Source organism: Undibacterium sp. GW821-FHT07F11 (assembly GCF_059418665.1).
Map to the genome: position 1 here is coordinate 354,600 of NZ_JBWKQH010000006.1, position 17,961 is coordinate 372,560.

At 50.8% G+C, this 17,961-nt stretch carries 15 protein-coding genes; 8 read left to right on the forward strand and 7 right to left on the reverse strand.

The features are described 5' to 3' along the window. Positions 1 to 87: 87 nt before the first annotated feature. Positions 88 to 1,935 (forward strand): sigma-54-dependent Fis family transcriptional regulator, encoded by a 1,848-nt coding sequence (locus AC07OI_RS17345; RefSeq protein WP_495258109.1) that lies wholly within the window; start codon positions 88 to 90, stop codon positions 1,933 to 1,935. Here the strand turns inward: AC07OI_RS17345 and AC07OI_RS17350 are convergent, their stop codons facing one another. The 4 genes from AC07OI_RS17350 to AC07OI_RS17365 form a co-directional block, all read right to left on the reverse strand. Continuing rightward, positions 1,936 to 2,325: a DUF779 domain-containing protein gene (locus AC07OI_RS17350; protein ID WP_492704991.1), complete on the reverse strand. Its 390-nt coding sequence runs from the start codon at positions 2,323 to 2,325 to the stop codon at positions 1,936 to 1,938. Positions 2,326 to 2,515: 190 nt separating this feature from the next. Then, a complete protein-coding gene (gene adh, locus AC07OI_RS17355; protein ID WP_492704993.1) occupies positions 2,516 to 4,036 on the reverse strand; it encodes an aldehyde dehydrogenase in 1,521 nt (506 codons plus the stop codon). Between the two features lie 293 nt (positions 4,037 to 4,329). Beyond that, positions 4,330 to 6,678 carry a Tex family protein gene (locus AC07OI_RS17360; RefSeq protein ID WP_495258057.1) on the reverse strand — a complete coding sequence of 783 codons (2,349 nt, stop codon included), beginning with the start codon at positions 6,676 to 6,678 and terminating at the stop codon, positions 4,330 to 4,332. 247 nt (positions 6,679 to 6,925) lie between these two features. Next, positions 6,926 to 8,059, reverse strand: coding sequence for a hypothetical protein (locus tag AC07OI_RS17365; protein ID WP_495258058.1), 1,134 nt, complete (start codon positions 8,057 to 8,059; stop codon positions 6,926 to 6,928). A 235-nt stretch (positions 8,060 to 8,294) separates the two neighbouring features. Here AC07OI_RS17365 and AC07OI_RS17370 point away from each other — a divergent pair, with 235 nt between their 5' ends. The 7 genes from AC07OI_RS17370 to AC07OI_RS17400 all read left to right on the forward strand — a co-directional run bounded on the left by AC07OI_RS17370 (position 8,295) and on the right by AC07OI_RS17400 (position 14,677). After that, positions 8,295 to 9,491, forward strand: a complete 1,197-nt coding sequence (locus AC07OI_RS17370; RefSeq protein WP_492704998.1) for a toxin-antitoxin system YwqK family antitoxin — start codon at positions 8,295 to 8,297, stop codon at positions 9,489 to 9,491. A gap of 82 nt (positions 9,492 to 9,573) precedes the next feature. Continuing rightward, the gene (locus tag AC07OI_RS17375) at positions 9,574 to 9,960 is read left to right on the forward strand and encodes a hypothetical protein (protein WP_492704999.1); all 387 of its coding nucleotides are present in this window, start codon (positions 9,574 to 9,576) and stop codon (positions 9,958 to 9,960) included. Between the two features lie 92 nt (positions 9,961 to 10,052). Beyond that, a complete protein-coding gene (locus AC07OI_RS17380) occupies positions 10,053 to 10,946 on the forward strand; it encodes an alpha/beta hydrolase family protein (protein ID WP_495258059.1) in 894 nt (297 codons plus the stop codon). A gap of 216 nt (positions 10,947 to 11,162) precedes the next feature. Further along, positions 11,163 to 12,704: a COG3014 family protein gene (locus AC07OI_RS17385; RefSeq protein WP_492705003.1), complete on the forward strand. Its 1,542-nt coding sequence runs from the start codon at positions 11,163 to 11,165 to the stop codon at positions 12,702 to 12,704. Positions 12,705 to 12,727: 23 nt separating this feature from the next. After that, positions 12,728 to 13,129, forward strand: coding sequence for a YcfL family putative periplasmic lipoprotein (locus AC07OI_RS17390; RefSeq protein ID WP_495258060.1), 402 nt, complete (start codon positions 12,728 to 12,730; stop codon positions 13,127 to 13,129). 47 nt (positions 13,130 to 13,176) lie between these two features. Then, positions 13,177 to 13,791, forward strand: a complete 615-nt coding sequence (gene lpoB, locus AC07OI_RS17395; RefSeq protein ID WP_492705007.1) for a penicillin-binding protein activator LpoB — start codon at positions 13,177 to 13,179, stop codon at positions 13,789 to 13,791. A 46-nt stretch (positions 13,792 to 13,837) separates the two neighbouring features. Further along, positions 13,838 to 14,677: a hypothetical protein gene (locus AC07OI_RS17400; RefSeq protein WP_492705009.1), complete on the forward strand. Its 840-nt coding sequence runs from the start codon at positions 13,838 to 13,840 to the stop codon at positions 14,675 to 14,677. Between the two features lie 91 nt (positions 14,678 to 14,768). On the opposite strand, the gene AC07OI_RS17405 is transcribed toward AC07OI_RS17400, so the two are convergent. From AC07OI_RS17405 to AC07OI_RS17415, 3 genes are all read right to left on the reverse strand, one after another. Beyond that, positions 14,769 to 16,397 (reverse strand): alkaline phosphatase D family protein, encoded by a 1,629-nt coding sequence (locus AC07OI_RS17405; protein ID WP_495258061.1) that lies wholly within the window; start codon positions 16,395 to 16,397, stop codon positions 14,769 to 14,771. A gap of 85 nt (positions 16,398 to 16,482) precedes the next feature. Beyond that, complete coding sequence (locus AC07OI_RS17410) at positions 16,483 to 16,869, reverse strand: hypothetical protein (RefSeq protein ID WP_495258062.1); 387 nt, start codon at positions 16,867 to 16,869, stop codon at positions 16,483 to 16,485. 99 nt (positions 16,870 to 16,968) lie between these two features. Then, entirely contained in the window at positions 16,969 to 17,634 is a 666-nt protein-coding gene (locus tag AC07OI_RS17415; RefSeq protein ID WP_492705015.1) for an energy transducer TonB, read from the reverse strand. Positions 17,635 to 17,961 lie beyond the last annotated feature (327 nt).

The window sequence follows — 17,961 nt, forward strand, 5'->3', positions numbered from 1 at the left end:
ACCCGTATGCAAATGCGTGACACTGGAATTTCCTCCGGGCAAACAAAGCCTGGCCCTGGCATAAGTTCTGCTTCATCTGCCCACATGATGATAGAACAGGCACATGAACGCTCTGCCGCCTATGGCTTGCCGCGTACGGCTGCGCCAGACTATGGCCCTTTGGGCAAGACTGATCTCAAGACCCTGCTGGAGCAAAACAGGGTCTTGCATCAGCATGCTTTGCCCGTCATGGAAACTCTGTATGAGCAAATAATCAACACGCATAATATGGTTATCCTGACCGATGTGAATGGGCTCATCATTCACACCCTCGGTGACGCTGATTTTCTGGAAAAAGCGGACAGGGTGGCGCTCAGCCCCGGTGTCGCCTGGTCAGAGCGCAGCAAGGGCACGAATGCCATAGGCACGGCCATTGCCGAAAAAACACCTACCATCGTCCATGCAGACCAACATTATCTTGAAGCCAACAATTTTCTGACTTGCTCAGCCGCACCTATTTTTGATGTCATGGGCAATGTCATCGGTGTGCTGGATGTGACGGGTGACCAGCATAATTTCCATAAGCACACCATGGCCCTGGTGCGCATGTCGGCGCAGATGATAGAAAACCAGTTATTTGCCTCTTCTTTTCAGGATGCCATCAAACTGAGTTTTCACAGCCGCCCGGAATTTTTGGGCACCCTGATGGAAGGCATCGCCTGTTTTGACAGCGATGGCCGCTTTTTATCCGCCAGCCGCAGTGGCTTGTTCCAGCTGGGCTTGCCACTATCTGCCTTGCAGATGCATACCTTCAGTTCCTTGTTCGGTTTGCCGGTGTCTGCCCTGCATGAACACTACCGCACCGCGACACCGGGTTTGCTGACGCTGTGCCTGCACAATGGCGTGCGGGTGTATGCCAAAAGCCAGAGCCTCAAGCGCTCTTCAGCCGCCGCCAGGCATGTGCTGGACAATGCGCGTGAACCGCAGGCAGCAGAAGTCAAACCCAAGCTATCCAGCCTGCATTATCTGGATACCGGGGATGAGCAGCTTGCCCGCGCCATCGATAAACTCAAACGCGTCATAGGCCGTGATATCTCGATACTGGTGACGGGCGAGACAGGCACAGGCAAGGAATTGCTAGCCCAGGCTGTACACAATGATTCACCCCGTAAATCCGGCCCCTTTGTTGCAGTGAATTGTGCGTCCATACCAGAAACCCTGATTGAATCAGAACTGTTCGGCTATGAAGATGGCGCATTCACTGGCGCGCGCAAGAAAGGCAATGTCGGCAAGATATTGCAAGCCAATGGCGGTACGCTATTTTTGGATGAAATCGGTGATATGCCACTCAATTTGCAAGCCCGTTTGCTGCGGGTCTTGCAGGAACGCATGGTGACACCTCTGGGTAGCAGCAAATCCATCCCCGTCAACCTCGCACTGATCTGCGCCACCAACCGCAACTTGCGCGACATGATAGGTAAAGGTGAATTTCGTGACGACTTGTATTACCGTTTGAATGGCCTGGTAGTGCGCCTGCCACCGCTGCGCGAACGCACGGACCTCGATGTCGTTATAGCCAAAGTCCTGGCGACAGAAAGCGAAGGCAGGCAATACAGGATAGCGCCTGCGGTCATGCAATTATTTCATGCCCATGGTTGGCCAGGCAACTTCCGCCAACTGACGAATCTCTTGCGCACCGCCATCGTCATGACGGACGCCGATATGGAAATCCGCCTCGAACATTTGCCTGAGGATTTTTTGGAAGATATGGATGTGGCACTCAAGCCCGCCACCATAGCTTTGAGCCAAACACCCGCTAGTCTGGACGCCCTGGAAATGGATGCCATACAACAAGCCTTGCAACAACATCAGGGCAATGTCACTGCTGCAGCCAAGGCCCTGGGGGTGTCGCGTAACACAATCTACCGCAAGCTGGCGGCTTTGAAGAATGATTGATCAAGCTTGCGGGCCGTGCAAGACCGCGGTACCCAGCAAATCATTTTCTTCATCCGTAAACAGGCGTGAGCGTGTCAGGAAGCGTTTGCCTGTGCCATTGTCGAGTGAAAACATGCCACCCATGCCATTGACGACATCGATGATCAGTTGCGTGTGCCGCCAGTATTCAAACTGATCGCTGCCCATATAAAACGGTGTGCCATCCAGATCACCCAGATAGACATCGGCATCACCGATGCCGTATTCATTCCTGGCATAACAAAGCGGTGAACTGCCATCACAGCAACCGCCAGACTGGAAAAATAATAGCGGGCCGTATTTGGTTTGCAGCGCGCTGATAAATTCCAGCGCAGCAGGTGTGGCTGTGACGCGGGCGGGTGTGTTGGTCATTTTGTTTGTTTCGGTTGTTTTACGTAAAGACCAAAAAGCTCACCACAGAGACACGGAGGAGGGAATAAACTTTTGCAAAAGTTTATCGTTGCGTAAGCAAGTAGCATGCTACTTGCCAGGGGAACGAAGGCGGCATGCAGGCCGCTTTTCCTTCCTCTGTGCCTCTGTGTTGAGAGGTCTTAAATGTCAATCAAAAGAACCCCATCGCATTCGGGTTATAGCTCACCAGCAGGTTTTTAGTTTGCTGATAGTGATCCAGCATCATCTTGTGATTTTCACGTCCTATGCCGGATTGTTTATAACCACCAAATGCCGCATGCGCTGGATACAGGTGATAGCAATTGGTCCAGACGCGGCCAGCTTCGATGGCGCGGCCAACGCGGAAGGCGCGGGAACCATCGCGTGTCCACAGGCCAGCACCCAGGCCATACAGGGTATCGTTGGCGATAGCTATTGCGTCTTCTTCATCCTTGAAGGTAGTCACGGAAACCACCGGACCAAATATTTCTTCCTGGAAGATACGCATCTTGTTGTGACCCTGGAAGATGGTAGGTTTCACGTAATAACCCTTGGCCAGGTCGCCTTCGAGTACATTCCTTTCACCACCAGCCAGGAGCTGCGCGCCTTCCTGTTTGCCTATGTCCAGGTAAGACAGGATTTTTTCCAGTTGTTCCTGTGAAGCCTGTGCACCTATCATGGTGGTACTGTCCAGCGGGTTGCCCTGTTTGATCGCGGCGACGCGCTTGATGGCCCTGGCCATGAACTGGTCATAGATGGATTCCTGTATCAGCACGCGCGAAGGGCAGGTGCAGACTTCACCCTGGTTCAGTGCAAACATGGCAAAGCCTTCCAGGCATTTGTCGAAGAAGGCATCATCTTTTTCCATGACATCGGCAAAGAAGATATTTGGTGATTTGCCACCCAGTTCCAAGGTCACGGGGATGAGGTTTTGCGAGGCATATTGCATGATCAGGCGGCCAGTACCGGTTTCGCCAGTAAAGGCAATCTTGGCGATGCGTTTGCTTGATGCCAGTGGCTTGCCAGCCTCCAGGCCAAAACCATTGACGACATTGAAGACACCGGGTGGTAACAGGTCTTTGATCAGATCAACCAGTACCATGATGGAGGCGGGTGTCTGTTCTGCCGGTTTCATGACGATGCAATTGCCTGCAGCCAGGGCGGGTGCCATTTTCCACACTGCCATCAGGATAGGGAAATTCCAGGGGATGATCTGACCGACGACGCCCAGTGGCTCATGGAAGTGATAGGCGTAAGTCTGGTCATCGATCTGTGAAACCGAACCTTCCTGTGCACGTATGCAACCAGCAAAATAACGGAAGTGATCAATCGCCAGCGGGATGTCTGCCGCCATGGTTTCGCGTATGGGTTTGCCGTTGTCTATGGTCTCTGCGGTGGCCAGCAGGCTCAGGTTGGCTTCCATGCGGTCCGCAATCTTGTTGAGGATGTTGGCACGGTCAGCTGGTGAAGTTTTGCCCCAGGCCACTTTTGCAGCATGGGCAGCATCGAGTGCCAGTTCCACGTCTTCTGCGGTGGAACGCGCTACTTCGCAAAATGCCTGGCCGATGACAGGGCTGATGTTCTCGAAATATTCACCCTTGACCGGGGCCACAAATTTGCCACCGATAAAATTATCGTAGCGTTTGGCGAAAGGATTGCTGATACCTAGTTTGCTGATGTCTGCCATGTTCATGATGGTGGTCTCCGTTGTTGATTAGATGGTGCGCATGTGCTGCGACACGGGAATAACTACGCAAACGGCGTGCCATGCTGGGAATGTTTTCCCGGTGGAAAAACACAGCAGGTGCAGACTGGAGGTGGAGAAGGTACAGAGGGGAATTTACTGCTGATGCTGTAGAAGGATTTGCTGAGAAGAGATAAGTGGAAAATCCAGATGTCACATTATTTCGCAACACTGATCAGACTGTCACAATTTGGGACAGTCTGATCAGTGAGTTCATTACGTACTTATTGCTTAGTTATTACTTATCCACGCAATTTCGCAAACGCCGCCGCCATGGCATTGCCAGCAGGTGCTGGTGCCTGGGCTTGTGAGCGGTGTTGATTGAGGCGTTTGGCATCATTACGGTCGCCGCGCTGTTCAGGCTTGCTGCCAGCTACAGGTGCAGCATCTGTCAGGCGCATGGTCAGGGCGATGCGCTGGCGTTTGACATCGACTTCCAGCACTTTGACCTTGACGACCTGCCCAGCTTTAACAACTGTATGCGGGTCCTTGACGAAGGTGTTGGACAAGGCAGAGATATGTACCAGACCATCCTGATGCACACCGATATCAACGAAAGCGCCAAAGGCGGCAACGTTGGTGACTACGCCTTCCAAAATCATGTCAGGGCGCAAATCCTTGATTTCTTCCACGCCGTCCTTGAAGGTAGCAGTGGTGAATTCAGGACGTGGGTCACGGCCCGGCTTTTCCAGCTCGCCTATGATGTCAGTAATGGTCGGCACACCGAATTTTTCATCGGCGTATTTGGCAGGGTTCAAAGACTTCAGCAAGCCAGAATCACCGATCACACCCTTCACATCCTTCTTGATATCCGCCAGGATTTTTTCTACCAGCGGATAAGATTCAGGGTGGACAGCAGACGCATCGAGCGGGTTGCTGCCATTCATGATGCGCAGGAAACCGGCTGCCTGCTCGAAAGTCTTGTCACCCAGGCGCGGTACTGCACGCAGGTCAGAACGCGAGTTGAACATGCCCTTGGCATCGCGGAAATTAACGATACTTTGCGCCACGCTCGATGACAGGCCAGACACGCGTGCCAGCAAAGGCGCAGAAGCTGTATTCACATCGACACCCACCGCATTCACGCAATCTTCGACTACAGCATCAAGTGAACGTGCCAGTTGTGACTGGCTGACATCGTGCTGATACTGACCAACACCGATGGACTTGGGATCAATCTTCACCAGCTCAGCCAATGGGTCTTGCAGGCGGCGTGCAATCGATACCGCACCACGGATGGAGACATCCAGGTCAGGCAATTCTTTGGAAGCGAATTCAGAGGCGGAATACACCGATGCGCCAGCTTCAGAGACCACGATCTTGGTCAGCTTGAGTTCTGGCTTGAGCTTGATCAGGTCGCCCGCCAGTTTGTCGGTTTCACGCGATGCCGTACCGTTACCGATAGAGATCAGCGAAACATTATGCTTGGCCGCCAGTTGTGCCAGTACATGCAGGGAACCATCCCAGTCATTGCGTGGCTGATGCGGGTAGATCGTCGCATATTCAACTACCTTGCCGGTGGCATCAACTATCGCCACCTTGACGCCGGTGCGCAGGCCAGGATCAAGACCCATGGTGGCGCGTGGGCCAGCGGGGGCGGCCAGCAACAGGGCTTTCAGGTTGCGGGCAAATACATTGATGGCTTCGATTTCTGCGGTTTCGCGCAACTTGCCCATCAGTTCGGTATCGAGATGCATGAAGACTTTGACGCGCCAGGCCCAGCGTACGGTATCGACCAGCCACTTATCGGCAGGGCGGTCTTTCTGGCTGACGCCAAAGCGGGCAGCAATGCGGCTTTCGCAGGGGTTCAGCGGCGCATCCCACTTCGGTTTTTCCTCTTCGCTGTCCAGACGCAGGGTCACGGTCAGCATTTCTTCGCGGCGGCCACGGAACAGGGCCAGAGCACGGTGGGAAGGGATGGTGCCCAGGGTTTCTGAATAGTCGAAATAATCGGCGAATTTTTCACCGGCTTCTTCTTTGCCGGCAACGACCTTGGATTCCACGATGCCGTGGTCATTCAGGTATTCACGCAGGGCTTGCAACAGGGTCGCATCTTCCGAGAAACGTTCCATCAGGATCTGGCGTGCGCCGTCGAGTGCGGCTTTGGCATCTGCCACTCCGGGGTTGTCGCCATTGTCGGTAGTGAAGGCAGGTTTCAGGTAATTCGCCGCTTCGGTATCCGGGTTCAGCATCGGGTCGGCCAGCAGGGCATCGGCCAGTGGCAGCAAACCAGCTTCAACAGCGATCTGGGCCTTGGTGCGGCGCTTGGGTTTGTATGGCAGGTACAAATCTTCGATACGGGTCTTGTCTTCGGCGTGGGTGATGGCGTCCAGCAGTACTGGCGTCATCTTGCCCTGTTCTTCTATCGAGGCGATGATGGCGGTGCGGCGGTCTTCCAGTTCGCGCAGGTAGCGCAGGCGCTCTTCCAGCAGGCGCAACTGTATATCATCCAGGCCACCGGTCACTTCTTTACGGTAACGGGCAATAAACGGGACGGTTGCACCTTCATCCAGCAAGGCAACAGCAGCGGCAACCTGAACCGGCTTGGCAGCCAGCTCTACGGCGAGTCTTTGTTCAATCGAAGGCAACATAAATCCAGAATCCAGACATAAAAAAAGCAATCAAGGCGCAGATGATACGCAATTTGTGACTTTGCGCCAGTCTTGACAGCGGGTGCAGACTAGGCTTAGAGCCAGGTATTTATTATTTAAGCTTTCATTTCTGCCATGCTTGAGCTGCCGTGTTCAAACTGATTCACCAAGCAAAAATGACAAAACTGCCCTTGGAATAAGGCACCAGGGGCAGTTTATCAGGCTGGCTTTAAGGAAGCTTATTCTTTTAGTAAGCACCTGACCAGACATCCGCGCTCGCTTCTTGTGAAGCAGGGCTTGCAGTTGCGACCAGTTCTGCCGGTGCAGGGACGGCAGCAGCCAATCCTGTGACACCGTCGGCTGTCAGCACAAAGGCATGCGACTCATAAGTCTTGGTATTCATGGCTGAACCAACGATCCAGCCTTTGTCATTGATGTCGGTAGCGTTGGCAAGTGTCCAGCCAGCGTCACGCTGGGATTTGTCCAAAAACTGATTCAAGTCTATGGCGGCACTGTCAGGCGTGTTCCAGAGCAAGGCATGGAATTGACCATCGGCAGTAATTTCAGAACCGACGATCTGGTTTTTGTTATTGATTGCACTTGTATAACAAAAGGATCCTGCAGCACTTTGCAGAAGGCTTTCTTTTTGATTATTCCATAGTGTGGGATGAGCATACATCTCATCGTCGAGAACATAGCCGACCACCAGTCCATTGTCATTGACGCTGTTTGCCGCACCGTGATGTGCAGGCGACAGGTTGATGATCTTGCCATCTTTCCACATGACAGGGTGCATGTAGTCTTCTGCGGCAGAACCTGAGGCCCAGCCTACCACCAGGCCATCATTATTGATGGCTAGTGCATTGCTGTCCGAACCTCCGAGAGTACCAAGATCGGTGATCCCTTTGTCATCCCACAAGGTAGCATGATGGGCATACCATATGTCAGCAGTGAAGCTTTCTCCAACGATGACACCTTTGTCGTTAACGGCCCTGGCTATGCTCTTGTATTGTCCATTGCTCAAGGATGCCAGATAGTTTGTATGTCCATCTTGCCACACTGTGGCCATTACCTGGAAGCTGCCGTCAACTTCTTTCACTGAAGAGCCGACGATGGTAGACAGGTTGTTAATCCCGTAGGCATGGCTATCGACTTCCGCAAGCAATGAAGTTTTGGGCACGTAATATGAATTATCCCAAAGCGCTGCATAAGTAGTTTGTGTGCCGTATTGATGAGAGCCGCCGGTTTCATTTTTTGTGTCACTGCCTATCATCTGGCCATAATTATTGACAGCATGGACACAACTATGATGACCGCCAAAAGTACTCAGATCTGCATAGGTGTACTTGGGTGATTGAAAACTGACTTCGTTTGATGGCATGCTGCAGACTCCGATAATTAATTGATCAAAAAAAATTCTTTGCAACGAGACACGCGAACACTGAATTGCGCACTAAGCCCACACTACGGTCAGAGCTTGATCTTCAGTTTTCGCAGGTCTTGTTGGTTTAATTGGTATGATGTGAGAAAAGCTAGTCCAATTTGCAAATAAAGATAGCTTTGACAATGTTGCCATTGTATTAGTTCTTGCTTTTAAACATTATTTTTATTTCAAGATGACTATATCTGCCAAATCCATTTTGCGGGGCATCGTCCCCATTCTTGCTGTTACCGTGCTGGGTATGTCGAATGCGATGGCTGTCGAAGATTGCGAGCTGAACAAAGAGCACGTCAATCCCGCCAACGGTAGCACCACGGCTGGCAAGACTGGCATCATGAAATGCATGGAAAGAGATACCGGCAAGCTGGTGCGCGAGCAGGAATTACGTGCCGGTGTCTATATAGGCCTGGTGCGTTATTACAAGGATGGCGTCCTGACCAAGGAATATAACGTCAATGAGCGTGGTAATACCCATGGACGTTCGCGTGAATTTGCTCCGAATGGGCAAGTGCTGCGTGAAGAAAATAATGTGAATGGCAGTGCCCGTGGCCTGGTGCGTGAATGGTATCCAAATGGCGCAGTCAAGCGGATTGCCTTTATTGGTGACAACCCAAAAGAAAAAGCTGCCATCAGATACACACAGGACAAACAATTAAGCGAAATTGAATGCGCGGATAAACCTTTGCTGGCACCCCATGCCAACGATGCAGCCTTGTGCGGCTTCAATGGCAAGCCTTCGCAGGTGCAATTGTATTCTGACAGTGGCCGTTTGCGCAGTCAGTTTACTTTGCTGGCCGGTGTTTCTCAACAAGCCACCTATTTTCATGACAATGGCAAGCCCGAGACTGTAGAAGAAGTTGGCAGCAAACAGAAAACACGCAAACAATATTCCGACAAGGGTGTCTTGCGTAAAGAAACGGTGTGGAATGTCATAGAAAAACCTGCCGCCCTGGAGCGTGAAGTTGAGTATCACGAGAGTGGCTCAAAAGTACGTGAGCAGCTTTTTGCTTTTGCCGAAAAAGATGGCCGCCGCCAAAATCGCTTGATTTCAGACAGCAGTTTTTATCTGAACGGACAGGCCAAGCGCAGCGAGAAATTCACTATCGATGGCAAGGACGAGATCAAGGAAGTACGCAATTATTTTGATAGCGGAAAAATGTCCAGCCTTGAGCGTTATGTCTATGAAGGGCGTTACCGCGAACGCCCTGTTGGCATCCATCAGGGTTTTGCGCAAAATGGCACATTGGTGCGTGAATCTCATTACGACGAGCGTGGTCGCATACAGCGCGAACGCAGTTGGGATGACAGCGGCAAGTTGCTGGCGGATGATCAGGTCTACGAAGATGGTTCACGCAAGGCATTTTCAAAATGAGGCAAACTCTGCAGTGCGGATATCAGACACAGAAGTACTCAATGAGTGTTCATTTAGTGTTGATTTGGGCGATCAATAAATAATGAATCCAATGATGGCTGCCAGTATCGCCGGTATTTTGTTGTTACTGGTCGCCCTGTTTCAGTTATGTCTGGCATGTGGTGCGCCATGGGGCAGTGTGGCCCTGGGTGGCAAGTACCCGGGCAAATTGCCATTTCGCCTGCGTATCGCTGCGCTGGTCCAATTGGGCTTGTTGGCATTCATCGCGCTGATCATTTTTATCCGCGCTGGCATGATGTTGCCGGATTATCTGGACTGGTCGCGTAAGGCGATCTGGGGAGTAGTCACTTTCATGTCCATCAGCAGTGTGTTAAATCTCATTACTCCAAGCAAATGGGAACGCAGAATCTGGGCTCCTGTTGCCTTGCTTTTACTGGCCTGCAGTGTTGTGGTCGCTCGCTCAGCATGAAGTTTAATTTCAGCTATTTTTTTATATCCACGATCCTTGGATTGTGCTGCCTGCTATCTGCCTGCAACGTGCCCGAATTGCGGCGTGACAGCATGGCCGTAGCCGTGAATCAATTCCAGTTCAGTGATGGCGGCAAGGCGATTTATTTTGAAATGGATAAAAAACCCTGGCAGCAACAGGATGAAGATGCACCGCTGGCCAATGTGATGTTTGTGATTTCCGGTTCAGATTGCATCAGCATGGGACCGTTCTTGCCGCAGTATTTTTCTGGACTGGAAGGTGAGAGTGGTCGCACGCGGATTTTTATCATGCACAAGCGTCATATCTTGCCAGGGTCAGATGGAACAAATTGTGGCGAGGCCTATACGCGTGCTGATCATCCTTCACGCTGGCAAGCTGATCAGCTGGAGTTCATGCGGGCACAAATGGCTGCCTTGCAAACGCAAGCTCAACAACCTCAGCGCCTGATCATCATGGGTATCTCCGAAGGGGCAGAGCTGGCACCACTATTGGCGCAGCAATTGCATGCCAGCCATCTGGTTTTATTGTCGCATGCAGGCATGAATGCGCTGGATGTGTACGCTGCGCTGGGCAAGCAAAATCCTTTGATGCGACCCGCCTGGCAGCAATTACAGGCTGGCTTAAGTGTCACGCCAATTGATCCAGATGCGGTACGCATCCATAGCCGCAGTTGGAGGTACTGGTCAGAAATTGCTGCCATTCCGCAAACTGCCAATCTGCTGGCGCTGGACATACCGATATTGCTGGCGGTAGGAGATGCTGATCCGGTTATCCCTGCTCATGCGATTGCCCAATTGCAGCAGCATTTTCAGGCGGCCGGAAAAATCATGGACATACGGTCTTTTCCAGATGCTGACCACAGTCTCAGCGCAAAGGATAAAAATTATCTGCCTGATTTCATGCATCAGATTGACCTCTGGTTATTGGAAAATAAGATAGAAAATAAGACGGAAAATAAGCAGTGAGATGAATTACTGTTGATGCACGGCAATTCATATCGAAACAGTATTCTATTTCCTCTATTTCATTACAACTAGTTACAAGAACTTCGATTTCGTAGCAGTTAAAGCTATGACAAAAATGTAAAGCCTTACTATACTTAGCGCCTATGCGTACGTGTGGATATTTCCATGCGTGCGTTTTGCATTTCACCCTACAATTGCTCTCTGATAATGATAACTATGCGCCTATCCACCTTTACCCTGACCCCTATTGTTGCAGCACTTGTGCTGACGGGTTGCGTGACTACGCCTACCCATGACAGCAAGGTTGCTGCTTCACTCTCAGTCGCAAAATCTGGTCAGATTGATGAAGCGATCAGACAGGTAGAAGCGCAAACACAAGGCGCTAATAAAGCTGATTTGCTGCTGAATCTCGAAAAAGGCGAATTGATGCGCGTAGGCAAGCGTTACAAGGACAGTCTTGACGCCTTTGACGTGGCCGATACCAAGGTAAAAATCTGGGAAGAAACTGCCAAGTCATCTCCTCAAAAATTGATGGGCCAGATTGGCGCCACCATCATGGGCGATGCCAGCCGTGATTATGAAGGCCAGGACTATGAAAAAGTCATGCTGACAACGCGCATGGCCATGGATCGTCTGAATTTGGGTGACCTGGATACCGCCCGCGTGGATATCAAACGCACGCATGAACGTGAAGCTGTCATCGCAGAATTCCGTTCCAAGGAAACCGCAGAAGCAGAAAAAGAAGCGAAGGACAAGGGCGTAAGTTCAACCGGTAAGGAATTGAATGGCTACCCGGTTGAAACCCTGAATGATCCTGAAGTGCTGAAGCTGAAAAACGGCTACCAGAATGCCCTCAGCCATTATCTGGCAGGTTTTGTCTATGAAGCGCTGAATGAACCAGGCCTGGCTGCGCCTGGCTACCGCAAGGCAATTGAATTGCGCCCGGATTTGCCAGTGCTGGAAGATGGCTTGAAAGGTCTGGATCAACGTACCAGCTTCCGCCGCAAAAAAGGCGTGACCGATGTGCTGTTCATTATCGAGGCGGGCAATTCACCTGCGCGTCAATCCAAGAAAATCGCCTTCCCCGTGCCAACTGGCCGTGGTCTGGTGACAATCTCTTTCGCGTTCCCGGTGATTTACCCAGATCCGAATGCACCTGTGATCAATAATATCCGTGTTGGTAATCAGGTGTTGCCAACAGCGCTGGTCACCGATTTTAATGTGATGGCACGTAAGGCATTGAAGGATGAATTGCCTGGTATTTACACCCGTGCTGCGGTGCGCGCCGTGACTAAAGGTGTGGTGCAGGATCAAGTCAATAAAAACTTTGGTGCACTTGCTGGTCTGGCTGCCAATCTGGCTGTTGCCGCGACCGAAAGCCCGGCAGATGATCGTATGTGGCGCAGCCTGCCAGAGCGCGTGTTTGTGGCACGTGCATTTTTGCCACCAGGCGATTATGATTTGAATTTCGGCAATCGTGGTGACGCAGGCAAGATCACTGTCGATGGTCGTTACATGGTAGTGCCTGTGCGTATTTATCAGGACAAGACTTATCTGGGTGACCTGGCAAAATTTGGCAGCGTGACACCCGTAGCACAATTGCAGGCTGAGCCAGAAGTCAAGGCAGCTGAAGCACCTAAGCCGCCGGTGAAAGGCAAACAGCCAGTCAAGGCAAAACCTGTAGTGAAAACAAATGCAGCGACAGCAACGACAGGCACAACGGCCACAACAAGTGCCACGGGTACCAAATCCAACTGATATTAGAGGATAGAAGAGGATATATGAAACTGATTTCCAAACAATTTGCCGCATGCACTGTTTTGCTTGCTGCCTGCTTTACCACTCCTGTCTTTGCCCAGGATATCCCTAACGCATCTTCCCCTGGTATTGCTGCCAAATTGATGGTACGCGGCACTCTTGAAGGTGTACAGGTGACTGACCTGCGTTCGCAACGCAAAAATGACGTCATGGTGGTGCAGGCCGAGATGGTCAACCTGACTAATCGTGATGTGCGCGTGTATTACCGTTTCCGCTGGACTGATGCAGCAGGCATGCAGGTAGGTGATGGCGAAGTCTGGAAGCCATTGATGATCCTGGGTCAGCAAAGCCAGTTCATCAAGAGCACAGCCTATGGTCCGCAAGCGACGGATTTCAGGATAGAACTGAGTGCTGAGCCACGCTAATTATCAATAGAAAAAAGTAGCAACAAGATTATTTTTAAGGAGTACATATGAAACGCATTTCCTCACTGTCCAAAAGCTGCGCCCTGGTGGTACTGCTTGGCCTCACATTGACAGCCTGCCAGACCAGGTTGTCACAGCCGACTGTTAGCCTGGCACGCCAGGTCAGCTATGGTGACAACAAGGCGGTAGAAACTGTCACTAATGAATTTGGTTCTACCGACCTGCAAATGATTGCAGAAAAAATGGTCGGTTCCCTGCTGGAGGATCCGGTATTGGCAAATCGTCCGACCATGACACTGGCTGGTGTGCGCAACAAGACCAGCGAATACATTGATACCAAGTCCATCATGAACAGTATTCAGACTGCACTGGTGAAAAGCCGCAAGGTGAAGTTCACTCGCAGTGCTGATGAAATGCAGCAAGGTGTGGATGAATTGCAGCGCCAGAACCAGAGTGGTTTGTACAAGGCACAGGGCAAGGCCAAGGTCGGTAATATGAGTGCTGCCAAGTACTCTCTGGAAGGCGAGATCGTTTCCATCGTCAAGCAAAATGCCAATACCAAAGACGTGTTTTACAAAATGACTTTGAAGCTGTATGACGTTGAAGATGGTTCCATCGAATGGCAAGACGAAAAAGAAATTCGTAAAACTTCCAAGCGTTAATTTCGGGCGTCATTCTGAAACGCTCATCTCTTAAAGAGGCAATACGATGTTGAATCTGAAAAAATTGATGGCAGGCTTGTTCTGCTCTGTCGCGGCATTCAGTGCCAGTGCAGTTGAACAAAAAATTACCATCCCAAAAATTGCGGTGACTGACCTGACTTATGAAGAAAAAGTCAGTGAATATTTTCGCGTTGTGTCTGCTTCCAGCAAGAGCAGTGTCAAGGGTAGCTATAGTGAGCGTGAAACTGACCGCAGCTATTCGCAGCGTGGCAATATCAACGCCAAGAGTGAAAGCAATTACTACGAAGCCGAGGGTTTCTATACCTATATCGACCGTGGTGAATTAAAGACTTACACGGCGGACCTGAAAGGCGCATTGATCAAGGGTGGCGGTGTGTCCCTGGTGCAGGCTCGTCCATACGTGGGCAAGCCCATGGAGAAAATTTACGACATCATAGGTCGTATCAAACAGGGTATGTATCCTGGCGCTGACTATGTCTTGTTTGGCACTGTGAGTAATATCCAGTTCCGCCAGGAGAGTAACCAGCTGCAATACGGTAATTCCATGACAGCCAGTCTGTCGCTTGATCTGGTGGCTGATTTCAGCCTGATCAATACCAAGACTTATGAAGTCAAGGCAGCATTCAGCGCCAGCGGTTCTGGTGTCGATACCAAGATCATCAGTCGTGCTGGTGACCGTGTCGTCTTCAGTCGTGGCAAGGTCATGCAAGAAACTTCACGTAGTTTGGCTGACGCAGCTTATGATGAGTTGCTGGTGCAGTTCGGCGCACCTCGCGGTGCCAACCGTGGTCAGTATGGCCGCGTGCAAAATGGCCAACCTGTCGTGCCTGTGCAAAATACTGAACCAGTGACTGTTTACAAGTAGTCAACCGGTAGTAATTGCAATAAAAAAGCCTGGTGTTTTCACCAGGCTTTTTGCATTCTGGAATACCAGATTGTTCGCAGGACTGGCGCTATCAGGTTTCTGGGTGTATATCGACTTTATATAAACTCTTGCCATCTATGTCATGGATGGATACTGTCATTGCCCTGGTCTTCGCATCGATTTTTGCAATGCCAAAGAATTGCAGCAATTCTGCCGGTGAACGGTTTTGCTTCATGCCTTGTGGCACGCTGACATATTTCACATCGGGCCCAAAGGTCTGATCAACTTCATTCGGGCCAAAGGTGCCGGCATTCAGCGGGCCACCGACAAATTCCCAAAAGGGTTTAAAGTCAGTGAACTGGGCTTTTTCAGGTGTGTAATAAGTTGCTGCTGCATAATGGACATCGGCAGTGACCCAGACCACATTCTTGATATTGTGCTGCTTGATAAATTTGAGTATCTCGGCAATTTCGAGTTCACGCCCCAGCGGCTTGCCATGCTCGCCATTAGCCCAGGCTTCATAAGTACCTTTGGGTACATCAGAGTTCAGGTCAGGCACGATGATGGAGATGGGCATGTCGCTGGCGATGACTTTCCAGGTAGAACGTGAACGCAGCAGGGCCTGCTTCAGCCATTGCAATTGCGGCTTGCCCAAAAAGGCAGAATCATCATTCAATGTTGTTTGCAGATTCGGTGAATTCTTGCTACGGTAACTACGCTCATCGAGCATGAATACTTCCAGCAGGGGGCCATAACTGAACATGCGGTAGATGCGGTCTGGATCATGCTGGTCTATGCGGTAGGGATTGTATTCAAACATGGCCCGGCGCGCATTCGCCGCGAGGGTATTCAAATCACGCTGCTGGTAACGTTTTTCTGCTTCACCCATCTGCTGGCCCGGGTACCAGTTATTGCGTACTTCATGATCATCCCATTGCACCAGGAAGGGCACTTCTGCAGCAAAGCGGCGCTTGTTGGTGTCAAGGAAGTTATAGGCAAAATTGCCGCGATAATCGTCCAGGGTTTCTGCCACTTTGGATTTGGCGGGCGTGACGAGATTATTCCAGAGACTGCCATCGTCCAGTTTGACTTGCGCATGTATGGGGCCATCAGCATAAATCTGGTCACCTGAGTGAATAAAAAAATCAGGCTGGAAGCGGCGCATGCTTTCATAAATGCGGTAGCCGCCAAAAGCTTCATTGATACCCCAGCCCTGGCCAGCTTCATCGCCAGAAAATGCAAAAGTGATGTCGCGTTCTGTACCGCCAGGCAGGAGCAAGCTGCCTTGCACTGCTTCGCTGATAGCAGACAGGTTTTGCACATCCTGGAAACGCACGCGGTAAAAAGTACGCTGGCCTGCAGGCAAACCGCTAAGGTCTATGCGGGCAGTGTAATCCGCGCTGGGCAATGCAAGCGGGCCATTGATGCTCTTGGCATTCTTGAATGCTTCATTATTGGCATATTCAAGCAGCATGCGTGCGAGCCTGTCGGTACGACTCCAGATGATGGCCTTGTCTCTGGTGATATCCCCACTCATGACACCGCAGGGCAGTTGTGGGCGCAACTTGTCTGTCGTGATGAGTGCCGGTGCAGTAGTTTGCGCAAGTGCTATTTTGGGCAGGCTGGTTGCCGCGATGATGGCAGCAGCACTGGCGCTGGCATTGCAGAGGAACTGCCGGCGTTGCAATTCATTCTTGCCTGGCTTGCGATCCTTGGACATGGCTTTTCCCTGTGAGAACTTTAGATGAGCTTTATTCTAAAGTGTCAGTGTTACCAAAGCATGTCAATGCTAATGCAGTGATAATTTAGCTGACTGCCAGAGTTGCGCTAAATAATTGATCGTTCCGCCTGCGCTTGCTAAAGTCAAAGACGGTAGCGACTGTCACTACCAGCATGCCCGTTGGCAGCAGCCAGGCGCACATCAGGATAATCCAGCCCAGGTAGGGTGAGCGTTCAATGGCACCGTGATAGGGCGTAAAGAAAGGGGTACTCGCCGCAGCCGGGGCGACTCCATGATGCTGGATATTGATCATGAGCACAGGTAATTTTTCTTCGTTTTTTGTCGCGGGAGGCAAAATAGCTGTAGCGTAAGAAGTCAGCATCATGCTGATGGAAAAGCACAGGGCACGAAGATAGCTGGAGTGACTGTATTGGCGGTGCATGGCTTGCTCACTATTGAAGTGTAAGTCCATATTTTTTAAAAAAACTGCCATGCCAGTCGCGGTGCGAAAGGCAGGCAGCAAAATGGGAAAGACATCGGGAAAGACATGCCTTGTTGCTTCCCTTTCTGATTAATCTATCTTCCAGACATACTGCACTTTGGTCCAGCTTTGCTGCGCTACGCCATCGATGGTGCCAGGCGTGAAGCGGCACAGTGACAGGGCCTGGCTGGCGGCCTTGTCGAGATTGCGGTAGCCGCTGCTGCCCTCTGTCCTGGTTTCAAGTACGCGTCCATCTGCACCTATCAACATGGCGAGGGTGACTGTTCCCGCTTCGGAGTTGCGGATGGAGCTTGCAGGATAGACAGGTTTTTCGCATCGACTCATATCAACTACGGCTGCGATATGCACCGGCGCTTTTGTTGGGCCTGTTGCTATAAGCAAAGGACCATCGCCGCTTCCACCAGGATCACTTATTTTTTCTCCCTTGTCTGGAACTGGATTTACTTTTGAAATCGGTGAATCGCTAACTGGATTTTTAACTGCAACCTCAACCTCAGGAATATATGGTGGAGGGTCTTTGGGCAGAGGCAAGTCAGGTTTGAATTTTGGCTCAGGCTCAAGTGGTTTTGCTTTAGGTTCATCAAATTCGACATGGAATGGCTCACTGTGAGGCGGGCTGATCTTGATTTTCATGCTGTTCAGCAAGGCGGCCAGCAAAGCTACATGCAGCAAGGCGACGACACCCAAATGTGACATACGCTTGAAGGGATGCTGTTGGTTTTTTGAAAATTCCATTTTGTTCTCCAGTTTAGGGTCAGGCCCGGCATGTGCGACAACACATGCCGGGGACTAGCTTGGAGATGCATCAGCTAATGCCTTCGTTGCTGTAAGCGCAAGTGAAATGGCAGTAATGTGCAATCCATGTGCTTTAATATAGCAATAAAAATGTCACTTTAAAAGCATTTTTGTTGATTTAATTATGATTTTTTATTTCTTTGATAGTGAAGCTAAAGAAATTGGCTACTACTTTTATTGCTGAAAAGTAAAAAATTGACGTTCGCTGTCCATTGTTTTTGTTGATCTGCAATAGGTAAAAAGTTCTAAATGCTGGCTACTCTTGCT